The sequence below is a fragment of the Oceanobacillus sp. M60 genome, assembly GCF_053839645.1.
Map to the genome: position 1 here is coordinate 476,307 of NZ_JBSSNH010000004.1, position 19,991 is coordinate 496,297.

19 protein-coding genes are annotated in these 19,991 nt (G+C 38.9%); 6 read left to right on the forward strand and 13 right to left on the reverse strand.

Annotated features, from left to right (window positions below):
* Window positions 1-64: 64 nt before the first annotated feature.
* Both ACW0TQ_RS12890 and ACW0TQ_RS12895 read right to left on the reverse strand, forming a co-directional pair.
* Window positions 65-1,390 (reverse strand): 6-phospho-alpha-glucosidase, encoded by a 1,326-nt coding sequence (locus ACW0TQ_RS12890; protein WP_042528890.1) that lies wholly within the window; start codon window positions 1,388-1,390, stop codon window positions 65-67.
* A gap of 24 nt (window positions 1,391-1,414) precedes the next feature.
* A complete protein-coding gene (locus tag ACW0TQ_RS12895; RefSeq protein WP_455725741.1) occupies window positions 1,415-3,004 on the reverse strand; it encodes an alpha-glucoside-specific PTS transporter subunit IIBC in 1,590 nt (529 codons plus the stop codon).
* A 151-nt stretch (window positions 3,005-3,155) separates the two neighbouring features.
* On the opposite strand from ACW0TQ_RS12895, the gene ACW0TQ_RS12900 reads away from it, so the two are divergent.
* Window positions 3,156-3,914 carry a MurR/RpiR family transcriptional regulator gene (locus ACW0TQ_RS12900; protein ID WP_343771024.1) on the forward strand — a complete coding sequence of 253 codons (759 nt, stop codon included), beginning with the start codon at window positions 3,156-3,158 and terminating at the stop codon, window positions 3,912-3,914.
* 108 nt (window positions 3,915-4,022) lie between these two features.
* Here ACW0TQ_RS12900 and ACW0TQ_RS12905 read toward each other — a convergent pair whose 3' ends face one another.
* Window positions 4,023-5,018: a zinc-dependent alcohol dehydrogenase family protein gene (locus ACW0TQ_RS12905; RefSeq protein ID WP_455725742.1), complete on the reverse strand. Its 996-nt coding sequence runs from the start codon at window positions 5,016-5,018 to the stop codon at window positions 4,023-4,025.
* A 313-nt stretch (window positions 5,019-5,331) separates the two neighbouring features.
* On the reverse strand, window positions 5,332-6,540 hold the full coding sequence (locus ACW0TQ_RS12910; protein ID WP_289584521.1) for a hypothetical protein: 1,209 nt from the start codon (window positions 6,538-6,540) through the stop codon (window positions 5,332-5,334).
* A 394-nt stretch (window positions 6,541-6,934) separates the two neighbouring features.
* Between ACW0TQ_RS12910 and ACW0TQ_RS12915 the strand changes: the two genes are divergently transcribed.
* Genes ACW0TQ_RS12915 through ACW0TQ_RS12935 form a run of 5 tightly spaced genes read left to right on the forward strand, consistent with a single transcriptional unit; the run spans window position 6,935 to window position 11,933 of the window.
* A complete protein-coding gene (locus ACW0TQ_RS12915; protein ID WP_455725743.1) occupies window positions 6,935-7,804 on the forward strand; it encodes a MurR/RpiR family transcriptional regulator in 870 nt (289 codons plus the stop codon).
* Complete coding sequence (locus tag ACW0TQ_RS12920; RefSeq protein WP_455725744.1) at window positions 7,795-8,946, forward strand: amidohydrolase; 1,152 nt, start codon at window positions 7,795-7,797, stop codon at window positions 8,944-8,946. Before ACW0TQ_RS12915 ends, ACW0TQ_RS12920 begins: the two co-directional genes overlap by 10 nt.
* The gene (locus ACW0TQ_RS12925) at window positions 8,943-9,755 is read left to right on the forward strand and encodes a GNAT family N-acetyltransferase (protein ID WP_042528877.1); all 813 of its coding nucleotides are present in this window, start codon (window positions 8,943-8,945) and stop codon (window positions 9,753-9,755) included. Before ACW0TQ_RS12920 ends, ACW0TQ_RS12925 begins: the two co-directional genes overlap by 4 nt.
* 2 nt (window positions 9,756-9,757) lie before the next feature.
* On the forward strand, window positions 9,758-10,864 hold the full coding sequence (gene menC, locus ACW0TQ_RS12930) for an o-succinylbenzoate synthase (protein WP_455725745.1): 1,107 nt from the start codon (window positions 9,758-9,760) through the stop codon (window positions 10,862-10,864).
* Between the two features lie 13 nt (window positions 10,865-10,877).
* Window positions 10,878-11,933: a YkvI family membrane protein gene (locus ACW0TQ_RS12935; RefSeq protein ID WP_455725746.1), complete on the forward strand. Its 1,056-nt coding sequence runs from the start codon at window positions 10,878-10,880 to the stop codon at window positions 11,931-11,933.
* A gap of 366 nt (window positions 11,934-12,299) precedes the next feature.
* On the opposite strand, the gene dagF is transcribed toward ACW0TQ_RS12935, so the two are convergent.
* The 9 genes from dagF to ACW0TQ_RS12980 all read right to left on the reverse strand — a co-directional run bounded on the left by dagF (window position 12,300) and on the right by ACW0TQ_RS12980 (window position 19,764).
* Window positions 12,300-13,055, reverse strand: a complete 756-nt coding sequence (dagF, locus tag ACW0TQ_RS12940; protein ID WP_455725747.1) for a 2-dehydro-3-deoxy-phosphogluconate aldolase — start codon at window positions 13,053-13,055, stop codon at window positions 12,300-12,302.
* Window positions 13,052-14,161: a DgaE family pyridoxal phosphate-dependent ammonia lyase gene (locus ACW0TQ_RS12945; RefSeq protein ID WP_455725748.1), complete on the reverse strand. Its 1,110-nt coding sequence runs from the start codon at window positions 14,159-14,161 to the stop codon at window positions 13,052-13,054. Before ACW0TQ_RS12945 ends, dagF begins: the two co-directional genes overlap by 4 nt.
* Window positions 14,162-14,308: 147 nt before the next feature.
* Complete coding sequence (locus tag ACW0TQ_RS12950) at window positions 14,309-14,968, reverse strand: DUF4310 family protein (RefSeq protein WP_084612803.1); 660 nt, start codon at window positions 14,966-14,968, stop codon at window positions 14,309-14,311.
* A 15-nt stretch (window positions 14,969-14,983) separates the two neighbouring features.
* Window positions 14,984-15,763: a DUF4311 domain-containing protein gene (locus ACW0TQ_RS12955; RefSeq protein ID WP_212929293.1), complete on the reverse strand. Its 780-nt coding sequence runs from the start codon at window positions 15,761-15,763 to the stop codon at window positions 14,984-14,986.
* On the reverse strand, window positions 15,735-16,088 hold the full coding sequence (locus tag ACW0TQ_RS12960) for a DUF4312 family protein (protein ID WP_052484847.1): 354 nt from the start codon (window positions 16,086-16,088) through the stop codon (window positions 15,735-15,737). Before ACW0TQ_RS12960 ends, ACW0TQ_RS12955 begins: the two co-directional genes overlap by 29 nt.
* 5 nt (window positions 16,089-16,093) lie before the next feature.
* Window positions 16,094-16,450, reverse strand: coding sequence for an SFCGS family glycine-rich protein (locus ACW0TQ_RS12965; protein ID WP_042528842.1), 357 nt, complete (start codon window positions 16,448-16,450; stop codon window positions 16,094-16,096).
* A 12-nt stretch (window positions 16,451-16,462) separates the two neighbouring features.
* Window positions 16,463-16,801: a PRD domain-containing protein gene (locus ACW0TQ_RS12970; protein ID WP_052484846.1), complete on the reverse strand. Its 339-nt coding sequence runs from the start codon at window positions 16,799-16,801 to the stop codon at window positions 16,463-16,465.
* A gap of 4 nt (window positions 16,802-16,805) precedes the next feature.
* Window positions 16,806-17,930 carry an amidohydrolase/deacetylase family metallohydrolase gene (locus ACW0TQ_RS12975; RefSeq protein ID WP_455725749.1) on the reverse strand — a complete coding sequence of 375 codons (1,125 nt, stop codon included), beginning with the start codon at window positions 17,928-17,930 and terminating at the stop codon, window positions 16,806-16,808.
* Window positions 17,908-19,764: a BglG family transcription antiterminator gene (locus ACW0TQ_RS12980; protein ID WP_212929294.1), complete on the reverse strand. Its 1,857-nt coding sequence runs from the start codon at window positions 19,762-19,764 to the stop codon at window positions 17,908-17,910. The genes ACW0TQ_RS12975 and ACW0TQ_RS12980 overlap by 23 nt, the downstream gene beginning before the upstream one ends.
* Window positions 19,765-19,991 lie beyond the last annotated feature (227 nt).

The window sequence follows — 19,991 nt, forward strand, 5'->3', positions numbered from 1 at the left end:
CCGACAATACCACATAAAACAGGCAATAGGAGCGTCTCCACTCCTATTGCCTGTATGTCAGAAACTATTTCAACTCTGGCCAGAACGCTTTATTCGCTTCAATCAAATCATCTAAAATATCCTTCGCTACTTTGGCACTTGGCACGGTTTTAGATAAGGTGATTGCCTGCCATAATTTTTGGTAAGAACCCTCTTCAAACGCTTCTACTACTAATTTTTCTACGCCTACCTGCTGCTCCATCAGGCTTTTTTGGAATCTCGGAATCTCGCCGACAACCAGTTTTTCTGGACCATTGCTGCCAACGATACAAGGAACCTCTACCATTGCAGTTGGATCAAAGTTAACGATGGCTCCATTATTTTCTACAATCATCAGCATGCGCTCTTTTGTATTAAAGGCAATTGCTTTTGCCAAGTCAACGATGTAGGAAGCATGATCATCCGTTTCAAGCCTGGTATCCTCCGCACTTCCTTTGTCAATGATTGCCTGACATTCTCCGAATACAAACTTCTCACGGCCCTCCATCACTTCATTCGCACGTGTATGGTTCTTATCGGAATGTGCTACTTCATAATCAGGGTATAAATAATATTTTAAATACGTGTTAGGTACTGTTGCTGCGTCTAATGCTTGTACATCTTTCGCCTTTTTAAATGTACTGTTCCAGCTCGCTTCTTCTCCAGGGATATCCTGTCCGCCCATGGTATATCCATACTTGCTGACATGCTCTGTCACCTGAGGCATCAAGCTGTTTCCTTCTTTATCACGAATATCTGTCCACCAGCCAAAGTGATTCAGACCATAATAGTTTACCTCCATCTCTTTACGAGAGGACAAACCTAAGCTTTTGGCAATTAATTCTTCAATCCCGATTGGCATATCACAAATATTTAAAATCTTAGAATTCGGTCTTAATTTGCGAGTCGCCTCGGCAACAATGGCAGCCGGATTAGAGTAGTTCAGCATCCAGGCATCTGGAGAGTACTTTTCCATATAATCGACCAGTTCCAATACTCCCGGAATCGAACGCATTCCATAAGCAATTCCGCCAGGGCCACATGTTTCCTGTCCTACCACTCCATGCTTCAATGGAATTTTCTCATCCTGTTCACGCATCGCATATTTGCCGACCCGGATATGTGCCATTACAAAATCAACATTGGTAAATGCCTCTTCTGGATTGGTACTAGCTAGCAAACTCACTTCCGGCGCACGTTCTTTTAATAAAATCTCACATGCATCTGCAATTGTTTTTTGTCTGTCTCCATCATTATCATAGAGTTTGATTGTATCAATCGGGAATTCATCCAGATAATCCAGCAGCATCAAAATAATCCCCGGTGTAAATGTACTTCCGCCTCCAGCAATCGTAATGTTAAATTTTTTCATTTTAAAACGCCTCCTGATATATTTTTAAAGTTTTGTTTCAAAGGAATCTCTCACTTGCGGTACACTCAAGCCTACAATGACCTGTATACTTTGGCCGCTTTGAGCTATTCCATGAGCCATCTGATTTTTGGTAAAGTAATCATTTCCTTTGACCAAGTCAGGATCCTTTACTGTGACACGCAGACGTGTTGCACAATTGGTGACATCTTTAATATTTTCTTTACCGCCAAGTCCTTCTAAATAATAGACCGCCTTCTCTTCATATTCAGAATCATATGTTGCAGCTGCAATTTCTTGATTATCAGTCTCTTCTTCTTTTTTAGCATTTTGATAATCCTGTTTCGTGTACAATTTAGCCTCCTCATCCGTTTTCCGACCTGGCAAGGCAATATCGAACTTCAAAATAATCCACCTGAATAGGACAAAGTACAGTGCTACAAAGATCAACCCGATAATCGCTTGGACTATATAAATCCCTCCATGATTAGAAGAGAGCGGAATCCAGTTCAATGCTGCTATCTCAATAAATCCAGAACCCATCATTCCAACAACACCAAACATGTTCATAATCGTAACCATGGTCGCTCCAAGAAGCGCATGAATCACAAATAGGTATGGTGCGATAAACAGGAATGTAAATTCAAGCGGTTCAGTAATTCCTGCAAATACGGCTGTTAATGTGGCTGGCAATACAAGCGCAAGTACCTTCTTTCGGTTCGCTTTCGGTGTAGAATAGTACATTGCCAGCGCAATACCCAGACAGCCAAACATCTTAATATTTCCCTGCATTAAGAATCCATATGGATAAAGATCCTTTAATGCTGCAGTTGAATTGGCAAACTCATTTAAATGCGTAATCCAATATGGTTTTAACCCTTCATTGACAGCTGCCGGTCCATATTCAAACGGCGTATAGATAAAATGATGCAGCCCTGTAGGAATTAAAACGCGTTCCAGGAAATGAAACAGCCAAACACCGATATAGCCTGCCTGAGTAATGAATCCCTGTAAGGAACCAATCCCCTGCTGAACATATGGCCATACAAATGCAATAAGTAAAGCAAACGGAATCATAACGAAAAATCCAATAATGGTAACGAATACAAGTCCCTGGAAAATACCCAGCATGTCAGGTAATTTCTTATCATAAAAACGATTATGGATCCAAATCACAATACCAGATATGGCAACAGCTCCAATGATATTTGTATCTAATGTAGGGATACCAGCAATCTCTTTCACACCTGTTAAATTTTCAACACCCTGGGATAAATCAACACCAAAGGTCGATGGCCAAAGTGTCAGAATCGCATTGATATAATTATTAAAAACAAGATAAACCATCAATGCCGCAAGTGTTGCACGTGCTTGCGCTTTCTTTGCAAGTGAAATCGGTAAACCAATCACAAAAGCCAATTCCATGTGATCAAAAATCGTCCACCCGCCACTTTCAATAATGGTCCAGATGTTATACCACATTGTTCCTTCTTCAGCGATACCTCCCATAATAGCGGGATTTTTAAATAATGTTGCCAGTCCGACAACAATACCGAAGAACGCAAATAAAAGAACGGGAACAATCATTGCACTGCCAAACCGCTTGATTGCATTCATGAACAAAAACTCCTTTGTTTTAATCTCTAATTCCAATATATAGGGAGCGCTTTCAAATTCCAATAGGTTTGACGCATTCAGAAATAACGTAGTAACATTAGATTATATTTTCATAGAATGAAAACATTTTCATTACAAGGAGATGAATCAAATGATTCTGGATAAATTGGTGAATGAATACTATGAGGACTTGAATGAGAATGATTTGCATATCATTAATACAATTCACAACCATATTGATGAAATGAAAGCAATGAAAATTCAGGACTTGGCAGATTATGCCCATACCTCTATCTCTTCCATTCATCGGCTGGCTAGAAAAATTGGTCTAGACGGCTACAGCGATTTGAAAGCTTATATTAAATTAAATATTTACAAGGTAGATACTTCCAAGGATTTAATGGAGCTGCTGAACCAGGATATACAACAGACCATGAAATATATGGAACAGTTAAATTTCCACAAATTAAATGAGTTGATCGACGAAGCAAGTTTTATTTATATTTATGGTACGGGGACGGCTCAGCAGGATATAGCCAATAACGTACAAAGACAGTTATGGTCTCTCCATAAGAAGTCTCTCATATTGCGAAGTGAACGAGACTTAACAGATGGCATTGATGAATTTGGGGAAGAGGACCTTATATTTATTATTTCTCTATCTGGAGAATCGAAAAATCTGGACGAAATCATCCATATGTTCAAAACAAGAAATATTAAATATATCAGCGTGACGACATTGCGAAATAATTTCCTGGCACAAAATGCCATGTTTAATATCTATGTAAACAGCACGCCGTTTTATTTATATAACAAGGTAGACAACTCCAGCTTTCTGCCCTTTCATATTGTTTTTGATATTATTGTCCGGAAATTTAGTGAGTGGAAGATGGAGCAGCAAGAGGACTAATCGGTTATTAAAAAACGCAAAGAAAAGCCTCTCAGCTGCCTCAATAATTCAGGGGAAAATGAAAGGCTTTGTCATAAATAGAAATTAGTTTTTAAAGTAATAAATCGATTACAGCTTTACAATAGCCTTCGTAATCCCGTAATCCCCATAATTCTCTAAAACAGCTGGTACTTCCTCTAAACGCAGCGTATGTGAAATCAGCGGTGTAACCTGCACTTTTTGTTGATTTAACAAGGAAACAGCTTCTTCTACTGTAAAAGGATTGATAAAGGAACCGGCCATTTTTAACTCTTTGCTGAACACATCAAAAGCAGGGAACTCAACAAGCGTTTCTGGTGATGGCACTCCAAAAAGAAGTACCTCACCCCCTTTTCCAGTTTTATGGATACCTGCCTCTATGGTCTGTTTTTTGCCGATACATTCAATCACGAGGTCATACTCTGCCGCTACATCATCTGTCGATTGAAATAGACGGTCCGCACCCAACTCACTCAGCTGCGCATGTTTATTTACATCAATTTCACAGACGTCGACTTTAGCTGGATTCTTTAGCTGGACAGTCTGTAAAAATAAAGATCCAATAAACCCTCCGCCAATAATCAATACCTTCGTACGCGCCTGAATCTCGCTGATTTGATGAAATCCATGAAGTACACAGCTTAATGGTTCTGCCAAAGCGCCAACTTCCAAAGGCAGCTCCTTATCTAAAAGATGACAAGCAGTCTCTGGAACAGCACAAAATTGTTCCATCCCGCCATTTCGCGTTACCCCAACAGCAGAGAGGTCTTCGCATAGCTGTACCCTCCCTTGGCGGCAATACGTACATTTACCACAATAAATATTGGGATCCACAGCAACATGGTCTCCCAGTTTTAAGCCGGAGACGGATGCACCTATTTCAACAACTTCTCCAGAAAATTCATGCCCTAAGACAATCGGAGGTGTAACTTCAGCAGAACCTGGTTCCCCATGAAAAATATGTACATCCGTTCCACAGATACCGCAATATTTTACTTCAATCAATACTTCTTCCGGTTGAATCACTGGTTTTTCAGTTTCTTGAATGAACATATCCTCTTTTTCTTTCAACAACAAAGCTTTCATACATACACGCTCCTTTTGATTCTCATTCTCATCGTATTTTTAAGGTGGAACATAAAAGTTAAAAAAATGAATTTCTATAGACTTTTTTCCAGCTAGTGTAATGAACCAGCTCAATTCGAAACTATTATTTCAAAATATGAAAGCAATTACAACAGCTATCTGTTTTTCCTAAGGACAGTAATGTCAACAAATCAGATATTAAAATAAAATCCCTATTCATACACAGGAGAAAAATAATAACCATTCTTTCCTGTTTTGGATAGGGATTATCAAACAGAAGACCTGCTTTGAAAAAAACAGTCTCTTTTTTATATCATTTAGACAGAGATTCCTTCTCTTTATCTTCATCCTCTTCATTCTCTTTTTTCTTCTTCAGCTGTTCATGACGCTGTCGCTGACGATAGCCATACGTCGCATTCAGCACAACATCCTCATCCTCTAACGCTGTACCAAGCGCACCGATTACCGTGGATACACTGGCAGCAATCCATGCAATATAGAAATAATTAATTAAGCCAGGGTCACTCGTAAGCTGCTCCTCCAGCATTCCCATTGGAATAAAAACAAATACGCCGACAAGGAATAAACAGAACAGCATGACATAATAAATACAAACGGTAATCAATAAAGTTAAAAATGTTATTGCGTTATAAAGCCTCCGTGTATAATCATTACTCTGATCCCGCTTCCTCTCCCATAATCGGTGAATCAAAATAATCCATAGCGTCATTGCTATGACAGAAAATATAGTAAGCAGACACATCCTTAAAATCGTATAATGCTCACTTAACAGCCACAATGTCGGAAAAACCAACGCATAAGAACCCGTGGCAAAAGCAATAGTCAGGATTTTCAAAAATGCGGGAAACATATTCCATGGACGATTTGCGCGCACCATTCCACCCATTAAGCGGATAGAAATACTGCCTCCACGCCCTACTGTAAAACGAACATCCATATAATCTTCTTCCCTATCATCCGGTGCTTCACGCTTGATTGGGGATAGCCAACCAAAAAATTTATTCGTCATCAGGTTTTTAGAGTCATCTATATCTACGTCCTTGTGCTTGCTGCGCTTTGATTCAATCCGCTCTGCAGAACGCTCTCTTGCCTCATCTGAGCTCCCATAATACATTTCGTTGACCAGCTGCATGATAGATTCCCGCAAACGTCTGATCATTAAAGTAGAACCGAAGCTGGGCATGCTGATCAATGCAATATTTTCATCTTCATTTGCTTCTGCAACAATCATGCGCTTTTCTATAAACAAAGGAATGTCAGTTAAACAAATAGCATAATCCCATTCCTTTTCTTCTTTCTTCTTCTTGGTAGCTTCCAGTATTTCCTTTGATTCGGCGCCACCGCCAATCAAGGGATCTTCTATATAATCAATTTTCCAATCGATTTCTTCTTTTACATAATACTCCAATAAAGACGGTAATTCCTCTCGCAGTCTTGCCCCTATTTCATTTGGATAACCTGGTGCAGTTATTAGACCGATATATCTTGTTGTTTCACTCAAATTAGATTCACCTCGATTTATTTTTTGTTGTTTTTGCATATCTATGTACTTTTAGCCGAAAAATGAAATGTTTAAACCCTCCACTTATCAAACAAGATGATTAGGACGCTTCTATGATTTTATCTACAATGTTAATACGTATGAATTATTTCTTAGTAAATGCAACTTTTTAAAAGTATGAACGACGTATTAAAAATCACGAAAAAACAGTTTCTCTTTCTATCAGATAAGTATTGCACTTTTTTCTCCAGCTTCATTGCCAAGCAACTATACTGTCATAATAATGTTTCTATATTATTTTTTCTGAAAATTACTTGTTATCCTTTCTTATTTATGATATGGTTTTAAAAAGTTTAAACTTCTTTTTTATTCAAAATGAAGGAGGGACTTCTTTTTGGAAGATATCCAGCCAATTAAAGAGTTAATCGAGGCTCATTTTAATGCTTTATCAAAGAAACAACAGAAGGTAGCAAACTTCGTGTTAAATAACCCAACCTTTGTCGGGACACATTCTGCAGCTGAAGTTGGAAAGAAAGCTGAAACAAGTGAAACAACTGTTATCCGCTTCTGCTATGCGCTTGGACTCGAAGGCTATGCCGAACTGCAGAAAAAGATTACCTTATTTGTTTTTAATCAAAATACAGTCAGCACACTTGGGAATTATTTTTCAGCAAAAAAGAAGCTGTTTAATGATCAGCATCTCATTGAGAAGGCGATGCAAAAAGATATCACTCAAATTGACAGAATTGCTGAACAAATAGATAAAGAATTATTTTATAAAGCAACACAACAATTACATGAAGCAAAAAATATCTATATTATCGGGGCTGGCGCATCACAATTCCCGGCTCATTGGCTCCATTTCACCTTAAATATTTTACGGCCAAATGTATCCATTATTCATACAGAAACGCCAGAGCTTATCCGAACAATGCAGGAAATAGATGAAGATGATGTCGTCATCACAATCTCCTTACACCGTTACTTTAAAGAACCCATTCATATTGCGGAGACGCTTCATAAACGCGGAATAACAGTGCTTGCCATAACCGATTCTAAGCTGGCGCCGATTCAAAAACATTGCTCCTATGCTTTTGTATTGGAGCAAACAGAGAAATCAACCATTGATCTGATGCCATCACTTATTTCCTTCCTTAACTTAGTAGTAACTGGAATGATGACATTTGACCCGGATTATTATGAGAAGCAGCGCGTCAATTATGATGACTTTAATCATACTTTTATTTCTGATAAATGGAGTTGAGAAAATTGATAAAACAACAATTAGCCGAACGTTTACAGCAGATTTTTGAACATTTGCATAAGCACCCTGAAATAAGCTGGAATGAAGTAGAAACCACAGCATATCTTGTGGATTTTCTGCGCAGCGAGGGGTTGGATCCGCAAACGTTTCCTGATATGACCGGGTTATATGTAGACATTGGAAAAGGTACTCCCACAGTTGGATTCAGAACGGATATAGATGCACTATGGCAAAAGGTTAATGGAGCATTCCAGGCGAACCATTCCTGCGGCCATGATGGGCATATGACTGTAGCGATCGGTGTCGTTCTTTTATTAAAAGAGCTGGAGCCAACATTATCCGGAGCGGTTCGTATCCTTTTTCAGCCGGCAGAAGAAAAAGCACAGGGTGCAAAAGCTTTTGTGGATCAAGGTGTTGTGGATCCGCTCCAATTTCTATTTGGAGCACATGTCCGGCCACTGATTGAATTAGAGGACGGCACCTACGCTCCAGCACTATATCATGGAGCAGCGAAGCTTTTCACAGGAGAAATTCATGGCGTTGAAGCGCACGGTGCAAGACCAGAACAGGGAGCGAATGCGATTGAAGCAGCAGGTGCGCTGATTGATGGACTCAAGCGTATTTGGATTAGCCCTGCTGAATCAGCCTCCATTAAAATGACTCAAATACAGGGAGGCGGTGCTTCAACAAATATTATTCCAGGAAATGCTTCCTTTAGCATCGATGCCCGTGCTCAAACCAACGAAACCATGGAGGCTCTGACAGCCGGATTTGAAAAAGCAGCAGGCGCGGTAAGTACACTATACGATGTTTCCATTGATTACAATGTAGATGCCCATATCGTCGCAGCTCAAGTAAGTGATACAGCAAAATCCATTTTGGAGCAAGCTATTATCAATGTAGCTGGAGAAGAAAATTGTGCGCCGGACGTGGTCACACCAGGCGGAGAGGATTTTCATTTTTATACGTATTCCAAGCCTGAGCTGCAGACAACGATGCTTGGTCTCGGGTGCGGCGTCACACCGGGGCTCCACCATCCAGAAATGACATTCAATCAAAAGCACCTGCTAACCGGAGCAGAAATTATCACACAGGCGCTTGTCCTAGCACTACAACAAACAGAAAGAAGCGATACAAAATGATTCAATGTAAAGAACTAAAAACAATGGCCGAGATGGAACAAATGCAGGAGCTGGAGGGAAGGATTTGGGGAATGGCTACCATTCCCACCCATCAGACGCTTACAGCAGTCAAAAATGGCGGCATCATGGTCGGTGCTTATGCTGACGATCAATTAGTCGGCTTCAGCTATGGGTTTGCAGGCTTCGATAACGGCAAAAGCTATCTATGCTCTCATATGCTTGGGATGGATCAAGCATACCGTTCTCAAGGCATTGGAAAAATGCTGAAACAAAAACAGCGGGAGATTGCTATCCGTAAAGGCTATGACATGATGAAATGGACATATGATCCTTTGGAGACACGTAATGCCTATCTTAATCTAACAAAACTAAACGGCATGTGTAACACCTATATTGAGAATTGTTACGGCAATATGCAGGATGGTTTTAATAAAGGACTCCCTTCAGACCGCTTTGAAATCCATTGGCATTTGAAAAGTCCACACGTGATGGAGCAGCAATCCGTAAATACAGAAAATGCAACGGCTCTGAACACGTTACCCTTTAATCAGGAAGGTTTGCCCGTTTTCACGAAAGAGAAGGAACCGCTTGAATTGACGGAATATTCCTATTCCGTTCGTGTGCCAAAGGATTTTCAAGGACTGAAAGCAGCAAGTCAAGAACTCGCCATGGACTGGAGACTAAAGACACGAGAGCTGTTCCAAAATCTCTTTGAAGCAGGTTACGCAGCTATACGGTTAGCACCCTATGAAAATTATGGGGAATACATTTTTGTAAAAAAAGATATTTTAGATCTTGGAGGAAAATAACGATGAAAATCACTGAAGTCACTGTTCGTCATTTACAAATGAAACTAAAAGCTTCTTTCACCACCAGCTTTGGCACATTTACAAATCGAGATTTTTTATTACTGGAAGCAAAGGATGCGGATGGAACCGTCGGCTGGGGAGAATCCGTCGCATTCCATGCCCCATGGTATAACGAAGAAACCCTGCAGACCAACTGGCATATGCTGGAGGATTTTTTAATCCCGCTTATCCTAAATAAAGAATTAAAGCACCCGGATGAAGTTAATGAAATCTTTGCTGCTATCCGAAAAAACAACATGGCAAAGTCTACCCTCGAAGGAGCTATCTGGGATATTTACTCACAACAAACCAACCAATCCCTTGCTGAAGCGCTGGGTGGCAGAAAAGAAAAGATTGAAGTCGGCATCAGTATCGGCATCCAAAAATCCATTGAGGATCTTATCGCTTTAGTAGACGGCTATATCAAAGAAGGCTATAAACGCATGAAAGTAAAAATCAAGCCTGGCTGGGACATCGATGTGATCCGTACATTACGCGAGAAATTCCCGGACACAGCAATTATGGCAGATGCTAACTCCGCCTACCGTTTAGAGGATACCGAACTATTAAAACAGTTAGATGCCTTTGACCTGACCATGATTGAACAGCCCTTGGCATCTGACGATATTATCGATCATGCAAAATTACAAAAGGAACTCCAAACACCGATTTGCTTAGACGAAAGCATCCACTCACTGGAAGATGCACGAAAAGCAGTTGAACTGGGAAGTACAAAAATTATTAATATCAAAATCGGCCGTGTCGGCGGCTTAACCGAAGCGAAGAAAATCCATGACTATTGCGCAGCAAATGATATTCCAGTCTGGTGCGGCGGTATGCTGGAATCAGGAATTGGCCGTTCTCACAATATCGCTTTAACAACACTGCCAAACTTTATTTTACCGGGGGATACCGCTGGTTCCAGCCGCTACTGGGAAAAAGATATCATTGCTCCGGAGGTTGTTGCAGAAAATGGATATATCACCGTCCCGACAAAAGCTGGAATCGGTTATGAAGTAGATCGGAAAGCTGTAGAAGCCTATACCGTGGTTAAGAAAGATTATAAATAAGGGAGATAATCAGATGAAAAAGAGTTTTCAAATAGGAAGTGCTTTTGTTGGTCTTATTGTTGGAGCCGGGTTCGCTTCAGGACAAGAAGTCATGCAATACTTCACCAGCTTTGGTATATGGGGTACAGTTGGCGGGATTGTCGCCACCCTCCTCTTTATCTTTCTAGGATTCACCTTTGCCCAGCTGGGAACAGACTTGCAGGCAGCTTCCCATAAAGGGGTAATCTACCATATCGGCGGACGTTATATCGGGGCGATATTGGATATTTTAATTACCTTCTTCCTTTTCGGAGTAGCCGTCGTTATGTTTGCAGGCTCCGGCTCTACTTTTGAGCAGATGTTTGGCATCAATACCATTGCAGGCAGCATTATTATGGTAACTTTAACTATCCTGACATTGCTATTAAATACACAAAAGATTATCGGAATCATTGCAGCAATTACACCTTACTTGATTGCGATTATCTTTATCATCTTGGTCTATTCCATTTTCACCACGGATTTATCTCTGGCTGAAGCAGATGCAATCGCCAAGGAACAAGCTTCTGCCGCACCGAACTGGCTGTTAAGCTCCTTTCTCTATGTATCTTATAATCTGGCAGCAGGAGCAGCATTACTGATTGTCATGAGCGGAGGCGTGAAAGACCGAAAAGTTGCAGGCTGGGGAGGTATTTTTGGAGGAATCATGCTTGGCGGATTGATTATCCTTATTCATATCGGGATGTTCATGAAAGTAGATGTTGTGGCAGGAATGGACATGCCAACACTTGCCTTAGCAGAACAAATCCATCCATTTATTGGTATTCTGATGGCTATTGCATTGCTTGGCATGATGTATAATACAGCAGTTGGTATGTTCTACTCCTTCACGGTACGATTTATCGCACCTGATAGCAGAGCCTATAAGCCTGCCGTTGTGATTATTGGGTTACTTGGTTTTGCAGCTAGCTTAGTCGGTTTTACAACGCTTGTCGGCAAAGTATATTCTACGATGGGGTATTTAGGTTTTGCTTTGATTATTGCAGCAATTATTGCTTGGTTTCGAAGAGGGGTTACCCGTGTTTCTTAAAACTAAAAGTATGTATACAGGAGCATGTGCTATTTTTACTTTTGATTTTTGTTATTTAGCCGTCTATCTTTATAGACGGCTTTTTTGTTTTAGCTGTAGGATTTTATTAACTCTTACTGCGTCACCTTTTTTCTCCCGTCTTAAAATAAATCTCTTTTAAATGCTTGAACAAGAAATCCTTTAGAATAAACAAAAGATACTGGTTGGCTTTCAAGAAATATTACCAAGAGAGATGAAAAATAGCCTGGAACCATTAAAGGACACCAGGCTATAGTATATATTTTTTCAATTATGTTTACTTAGTAACTAACAAATTGGTGAATATTTTAGCTCTATTCGTAGCTAATCGAGATACGAGCCAGTTCATTATGCATAATTATTTACTAGCTGTTTCGTAACATCTAATAGTTTTTTTACATCTTCTATATTGGTTTTACCCGTTTCTTTATCAATAATAGAAGAATAAACATGAGGGATGACTTTTGGTACTCCGGCTTCAAGAGCAATGGTCAAAATCTCTTCAAAGTTATTTAAGTCAATGCCGCCAGTTGGTTCTAAAGCAAAGTCGGCTTCTGCACAAGCTTTAGCAACAGCACGGAACTCTTCTTGGTGAGCGAGACCTTTCATAGGGAAAAATTTTAATGCATGTCCTCCCATATCTTTCATTAACGCTATAGCTGATTCTATTGGAACAACAGCTTGTTCTCCGACATTGGAACTTAACGGGCCAGTTGAAATAGTTACATAACCAACTTTTCCTGATGGAGATACCAAAGCATTGATCCAGCTCTCTTTCTCTCCTAGATTCGCTCTGGTTGCACCGACAGATGGAAACACTTGGTTAATATGACTCCCTTCATATGATTTCACAATATTTTCAACCACTGCAGCCTGTCTGTTATCACCTGCACCCAAACCAATGGATACAGCCCCATGGATTGCTTCATCATATTTTCCCATTGCGCTTACTGCTTCTTCCACCGTATCATAATTCTTCGATAGTACGCCGATTAGTACCTTTCCCTCTCCTGCTTCATATACTTCCTTTGCATTTTCAATACTATTCGCCAGAACGTTTAAAGCAACACGGTCCTTATAAAAAAATTTATCTATCTTCTTCATACTTCTTTTCCTCCTAGAATGTCAACGATTCGACTATAAATAACTTGACTATCATTTTCTTGTAACGGTCGTGGATCAATATCAAAGAATCCTTGTCTCACACCATAATCACGAGTATAAATAGCAATTTCGCCATGTTTTAGTTGATTCGTTACTTCCTTAGCTGATATAGCTGTAACAGCTTCATCAATGGTGATACGTGCTCTGAAGATAGAGCGTCCCGCTTCGTCCTGAACGATCGTTGCAGTGACACCTTCCATTGTATTTAATGATTGCAGTACTTCTAAACTCGCCTTTTCAGCTTCACTATTATCTTTTTTTACAAAATACTCATCCAATGCCTGCAGTAAGCCAAATGTAGATTCCTTTCCTACCTTCATACTTCTTCCAATATAATGAAGCTGTGTTTTGACCCACTCTACATAATCTTTTTTCCCTGCCACAATACCCGATGTTGGCCCTTCAATAGCTTTCGATCCGCTGTAAATTGCCAGATCAGCAATTTTCACATATTTTTCCAAATCTTCTTCCGCTGCTGCGTCAACAATAAACGGGATATTCTTTTCTTTAGCAACCTCTGCAGCTTCTTCAACAGAAATCATATTCTTTTGTACGGCATGATGAGATTTTACATACAAAATAGCCGCTGTATTTTCGTTTACAGCATCGGAGATATGTTCTTGTTTTCCTTCATTTGCATATCCTGCCTCCACTAGCTCGCCTCCACCAAGATAGATCATTGATTCAATTGGAGCACCGTAATGAACATTTTGCCCTTTCAACATGATAATCTCATTTTTCATGATTTTTTCTTGATGTATCTTTTCACTCAACCTTCTATTTCCTTTAGTGACCAATCCAGCGACAGATAAAACAATTCCACTTGATGCTGAATTTACAATAAGAGCAGATTCTGAATCCAGCATATCCGCAATATATTCGCCTGACTTATCCACTAAATCAGTAATTTCCACATAATTTTGTCCGCCTGTTTTCATTGCATCCATCACTGTATCAGATGGTGCAGAGACGCCAAGAATACTCATTCTGCCACTTGCATTTATGACACGTTTTAATCCATATCTGTCATGTAGTGAATTATCCATAATTAATCAACCTTTCAGTTATGATTACATATCTAACATGGTTTCTATAAAGTGAAACTTCAATCAGTGAGGGTTTTCTTTTCCCCCCCACTGATTGGGGTTGCAATAACATAGAACATCTACTGGAATACTTTGCTGCTATTCATTTTAAATTGGGAAAAATGCTCCGATTGCCATAGCACCTAAGATTGCTCCGCCCGCAACGGGTTTATTCCATAAATAAAAGAATGCTCCTCCAAGTAAAGAACCCAAGCCTACAGGGATGGATGCTGTTGCAGCAGAAATAATAATTAACGGTCCTAAAAATCTGCCAGACGAGTTACCTGCACCCATCATCACATCACTGCCAAATGTAGAATTAGCCTTTCCGACCGTAAACTTTTTAATGCCAATAACAACATAGCCTATTACCACGCCTATTAATAAGCCCGTTATTAAAGAGACAAAAAAGTTTTCTAGTGGTAAAACAATTCCTGCACCTAAAAGCAGTGCTGGTATTCCGATACCTACACCAGTTAGTATCGAACCACCTATATCAAGTACTCCTACTAAACCGCCTTCAAGTATACGTGCAAATAAAAAGCTAGCTCCAAATGCTGCCGCTGCACCATAGCCAGATCCTTGCATACCTGCTTCTAACAAAGCTACAATGGCTACTTCATTAAAAGCACCTACTTTATAAACGTAATACATATGCGTACCTGCAAAAATACCAGATGACAGAAGTGCTACAAAAATTGGGAACGACCAATCTGCAAACCAAAAACTCTTTTTATACATCGCATCACTTAGTTGACCATCAGTCATTTTATTTCCTCCTCACTAAGGGTTTATTAAATTATGAAGTCCTTGTAACCAATTTGGCACAGTAAGGTTGAGACTTTCAATCAGCTCTATATCAATTCCCCTAAAGAAGGCGCTTAAGATGAACAGCACAATAATAGCTGTCATTAATATTTTTGTGATGTTATTCCATCCAGAATCATCCACACCCTTACCTACCAATATACCTAGTACAACACCAGGAACAGCATTACCCATAATAATATGAGCTAGTCCGCCAAATATCGTCCCCCAAAAACCAGAACGTTTTCCGGCATCTAATGCAGCTAACCAAAATATGACCGGCATAGCCATATTAATAAGCCAATCCGCCGCTGGAGCCAATACTTCCAGCGCAACATTTCTAAGTCCCTCTGGAATAGATGCTGTTGTAGTACTTAAAAAAGCAACAACGATTGCTCCCACGATCGCCCCCGCTATACTCATTTTGAAAGGGTTATGCATGGTTTCTTCTATTGTTTTTCCTTTTCTTAAAAGCACGGCGACAGACCAATTGGGAATAATTCTATGATCTACATCCTGCGTAAGCGCGCCAGCTCCAACAGCTGATGCCCAAGCGTTAAAGAAGAAGCCCAGTCCAAATGAAAAATGGGATGCACGGTCACCTGCACAGGCATTCATCTCGCCAATCGTTCTGAATGCTCCCATTGATTGAGACTTCGGTGCATGGAACATCCTTGCTGCACCAGCACCTACGCCAAAACCGACAATCGCTCCAATAATTAATGATTTAATTAGAATAACTACGATTCCGCCCACGTATACCCCTCCTTAATGGATGGTGACTACCTTTTTTCTGCCAATTAAATTTGGCAGAATCGATTGTTTTTAAGTTTACATCTACTTTTAACGTCACATGACAACTCAATTTTTTACGCGGCATAAAAAAGAAGAAAAAACGTTCTGTATATTCTTCCATAGTTGCCTCCACTTCTTCTATGTTTTCTGGTTCCGCACGAATAACAAGCTGATTAATCTCAGAAAATATCTGTTTCTGAATTTTACTTAAAGCACGACTAACTGCCTCATCTTGTGTACTTCCCTTTCCAGAAACGGTTATTGTTACATGTTGGTTTTCAATCATGTGATTCATTCCCCTTGTATTTTCTTGTATTCTTCCACGATACGTTTGCCCAGGTCTTCTACATCCATGAACCCGAACCCTAATACTTTATAGCCTTCACGAATGGCAGTTACTCCTTCTTCAATAGAACGCATGCCATGTCTTGCTTTATATCCATATTTCGTTTGTGCTGTAATTGCTCCTGCTCCACCACTGCCGCAAAATGAAATTCCCAAATCCGCATCTACTTTATTCATTTCATCGCCGAGCTTCATGTCCGCTCCAATTCCCGGGACTACAATAGCTTCTCCTCCAGCAATTTCTACACCTTTTCCCACGTTTTGCCCTTTTCCAAGTCTATCTGCAATAACTACTTTTACCATTTAACTCACTCCTTATTTTGATTGATTATATTTAACTACTTCAAAATGAATCGATAATAAATACGTTTCATCATCTGAAATATGTTCTAATTGTTTTACTAATTCTCTAGCTTGTTTGATGGACTCTTGCGAAACTTCTTCAAATAACTTTTTATCTTCTACTTGCATTATTTCTTTTCTTTGATTTCTTTTCACCATTTCAGATATGTGATTTAATAAGGCTTCTCTTTGATCATCTTTTATTTCATATCCATTACTATCTATATAGTTCACTGCATCATTGTAAATACTTTCACAAACATCTGGATCTTGACTATTCATGAAATAGTTAGTTAGATCTTTTTTTTCCACATTCTTAACCCCTTTGATATACAATCTTTCCGTTTTTCCATGTTGTTTGTGGAATTAAACGTTGATTTACTTTCATCACTTCACCATGTGAATCGATTAGTTCTCTATCCTTTTTCTCAATATGAAACATTGTAATATCTGCTTTCTTTCCAGGTTCCAATGATCCATAATTCATTAAAGACAGCGTTCTAGCCGGAAGAATTGTAACGGATTCGATTAAATCTTCTAAGTCATATCCTACTGCTAATAATTTCGATATGGTATCCATTAAACTGCCAACTGGCTGTTCAAAATTCTTTTCATAAACATCTGTACTGATCGTAAATGGATAACTATAATTCTCTTTAAATCGTTTAATTGTTTGATATGAAAAGCTTGATGTTCCATGACCAACGTCAAATTTAACTCCCCGCTCTAGCGCCTCATGTGCTTCAGGTATTAAAGCTCCATCTTCATCAAGAATCCCGCCTTTTTTGCCATGAAAAGCATGCGTTACAATATCACCATTTTTTAATAAAGGCAGAATTTTATTTAATGGTGGAGGAGGTGAGCCAATATGCACCATGATGGGCGTATCCGTCTGATCAGCTAATTTGCGGGCATGTTCCAAAGGGCGAATACCCTGATTCCCGACCACCGATTGACTCATTCTGGCTTTCAACCCAACAATAGCCAGTTCTGAAGCTTTTATCGTTTCCCATGCACGTTCACTCATTAATTTTTCAGGAGCAGACAATTCATCCAATCCCTCTACTAAGCCCGTGGCGGATACATTTAATAACGACAATATTTCTGTCGTATGTTGATTGATAATTTTATCCTTAAATTGAGCATAATCTTTATACCCTGTACTTCCTGCATCAACAACTGTTGTAACCCCCTGATTAATACCGATTTTGTCAGCATTTATCCCAATTTGAGCAAAATTTTCAAATACGTGTACATGCATATCTATAAACCCCGGGGCAACATAGCTTCCCTTTGCATCCCATTCTGTCAGCAAATCTGTTTCCTCAATATCTTCTTCAGCTATTATTTCATCATCTTTCACATAGACATCTTTTTTAGTAAACGCTTTATTAACAGCGTTAAATACAATTCCATTTTTAATAATGGTAACCTTTCCCACAGCTTGCTTCCTCCTTTTCAATATAGAATAGGATCGCTTTTTTCTCATCTGCATTGGCCTGCAGACCTTGTTTTTTAAAAACTTCATCTACTTTCCGATAATCTTCTGTTTCTATAAAAGATGTATTTACAAGGTGATCATATTCCATTCTGAATTTAATACGATGAACCATGAGGAAAACATGCATTAGAAAAGCATCCTCCATTTTATGCTTGATTCTGCCTTTAAAAGCTTGCTTAATTCCCAAATATAGTTCCATTGCTTCCAATATAACTGCTCTGGAGTATTCTTCTGGATCATCGATATTGCTTTCATTTTTGTTGATTATCTGCTGTGCAATTACTTGATTATCACCAGTTAATTCACTTACTTTGTTCTTTAACTCTTTAATATTACTTTCGCTTGGTACCGGGTCTACCCATATCGTTGGTATAGCGGTTTCAATTGGAAATACACTAATGATGATGTCAAACGTATCCTTTTCCATAATCTCTTCTAAATCATCTAAGCCACAATATTGAATGATTCTAATCCGCGGCACTTCTTTTTCCACACGATTTTTTATAACACGTGCCACTCCTCTGCCGCTTGCACAAACATAGAGTGCTTTTAAAGGTTTCTTGTTTTCAAAAGTTGTTTCCATTGATACAAGAAAATGCAATGTAACAAATGAACTAATCATTTCAGACGTAAAATTATGTGATTCGATATATTTTTCACACGCTGTTTTAACAGGATGATAAAGATAATCATGCTTTGTTTTAAGATCTTCCATAAACGGGTTATTCTCTAATAAAATGGCATTTTCTTCAGTAAATTTATTAGAGAAATGGGACAATAGGTTTGTTTGTAACGTACTATCGTTATAAAAAGGAATGGAAAGTCTTCTGCTCACATAATGAATAATATTATTCGTCATTTCGATCAGGTCTTCGTTGTGATTATTTAATAAGGCATTTCTATAAATGTAAATGAATTCATCATTAGTTATCTCTAGGTTGAAATGTTCAAAAACATCATTTGCAACAGCATAGACGAACATTGCGAATGTTGACATGGACATATCTATCTCATCATTATTTCTTCCTAATTGAATAGCATTTTCTTTCGTTACTCGACAAACCGAAATCACTAACCTTGTAAATAGGGTGAAAATCTTAACAGAAGCAGGATGGTATTCAACCAATGATTGTTTAATAGATTTCATCAGTATTTCATCTATTAGTAGAACCACCTTTTTCATATCTGGTGAAAAGGAAGTGAGTTCTTCTTTAAATTTCAAATATATTTCTGGTCTATACGATTCCTCAATGACAATTTTGTATGTTAGTAAATATTCCGCGTGCTGCCGTATATCAACTTCTTCTCCTGCAATCGTGTATCCTTTTCTAGGAAGCATCTTTAACGTTATATTATTTTCAGCCAAGTGTTTTTCAACTTTTTTCATATCCTTATAAATCGTTTGCTTGCTTACAAGTAACTGATCAGCTAAGAATTCCGCCGTAATATACTTGCTGGGATGTAAACTTAGCAATAGGACAATACGGCGTATGCGTCCCTCTTCGCCCCAAATTTCTTCATCTACTGTCTCTAATAAGAGTTTGTGATAGATTTTCATTTTCTCTTTTTCATTTAAATTGGTAATCCAAAGGCCTTTAACCGGTTGTGACTGTAAATCTACTTGGTGCTTTTTAAACCAATACTTTACTTCCTTCATATCTGATTTAATGGTTCTAAGTGATACAGAACATTTATCAGCTAATTCTCGATAAAGTAGCGGCTTTTCACAATTCAACAACATAGATGCAATTTCTTTTTGTCTATTTGTTAACATGCTTATCACCCTTTTCCATCCCTGCTTTCATTATAGATTTATAAATCTGTGCCATACAGACAAACTTGGTTCCCTGTAGCAGTGCAAAAAATTATAACTATATAAAACCTATTAACCCAAAAGGTTCAACATTTTTTCCTGCCCTTCGTTCAAATACTTACCTCCAATCCGTTCGGAAGGAATATTTACTTCCTTGATTGCCATGTTTGTCGTACTAATATAGATAA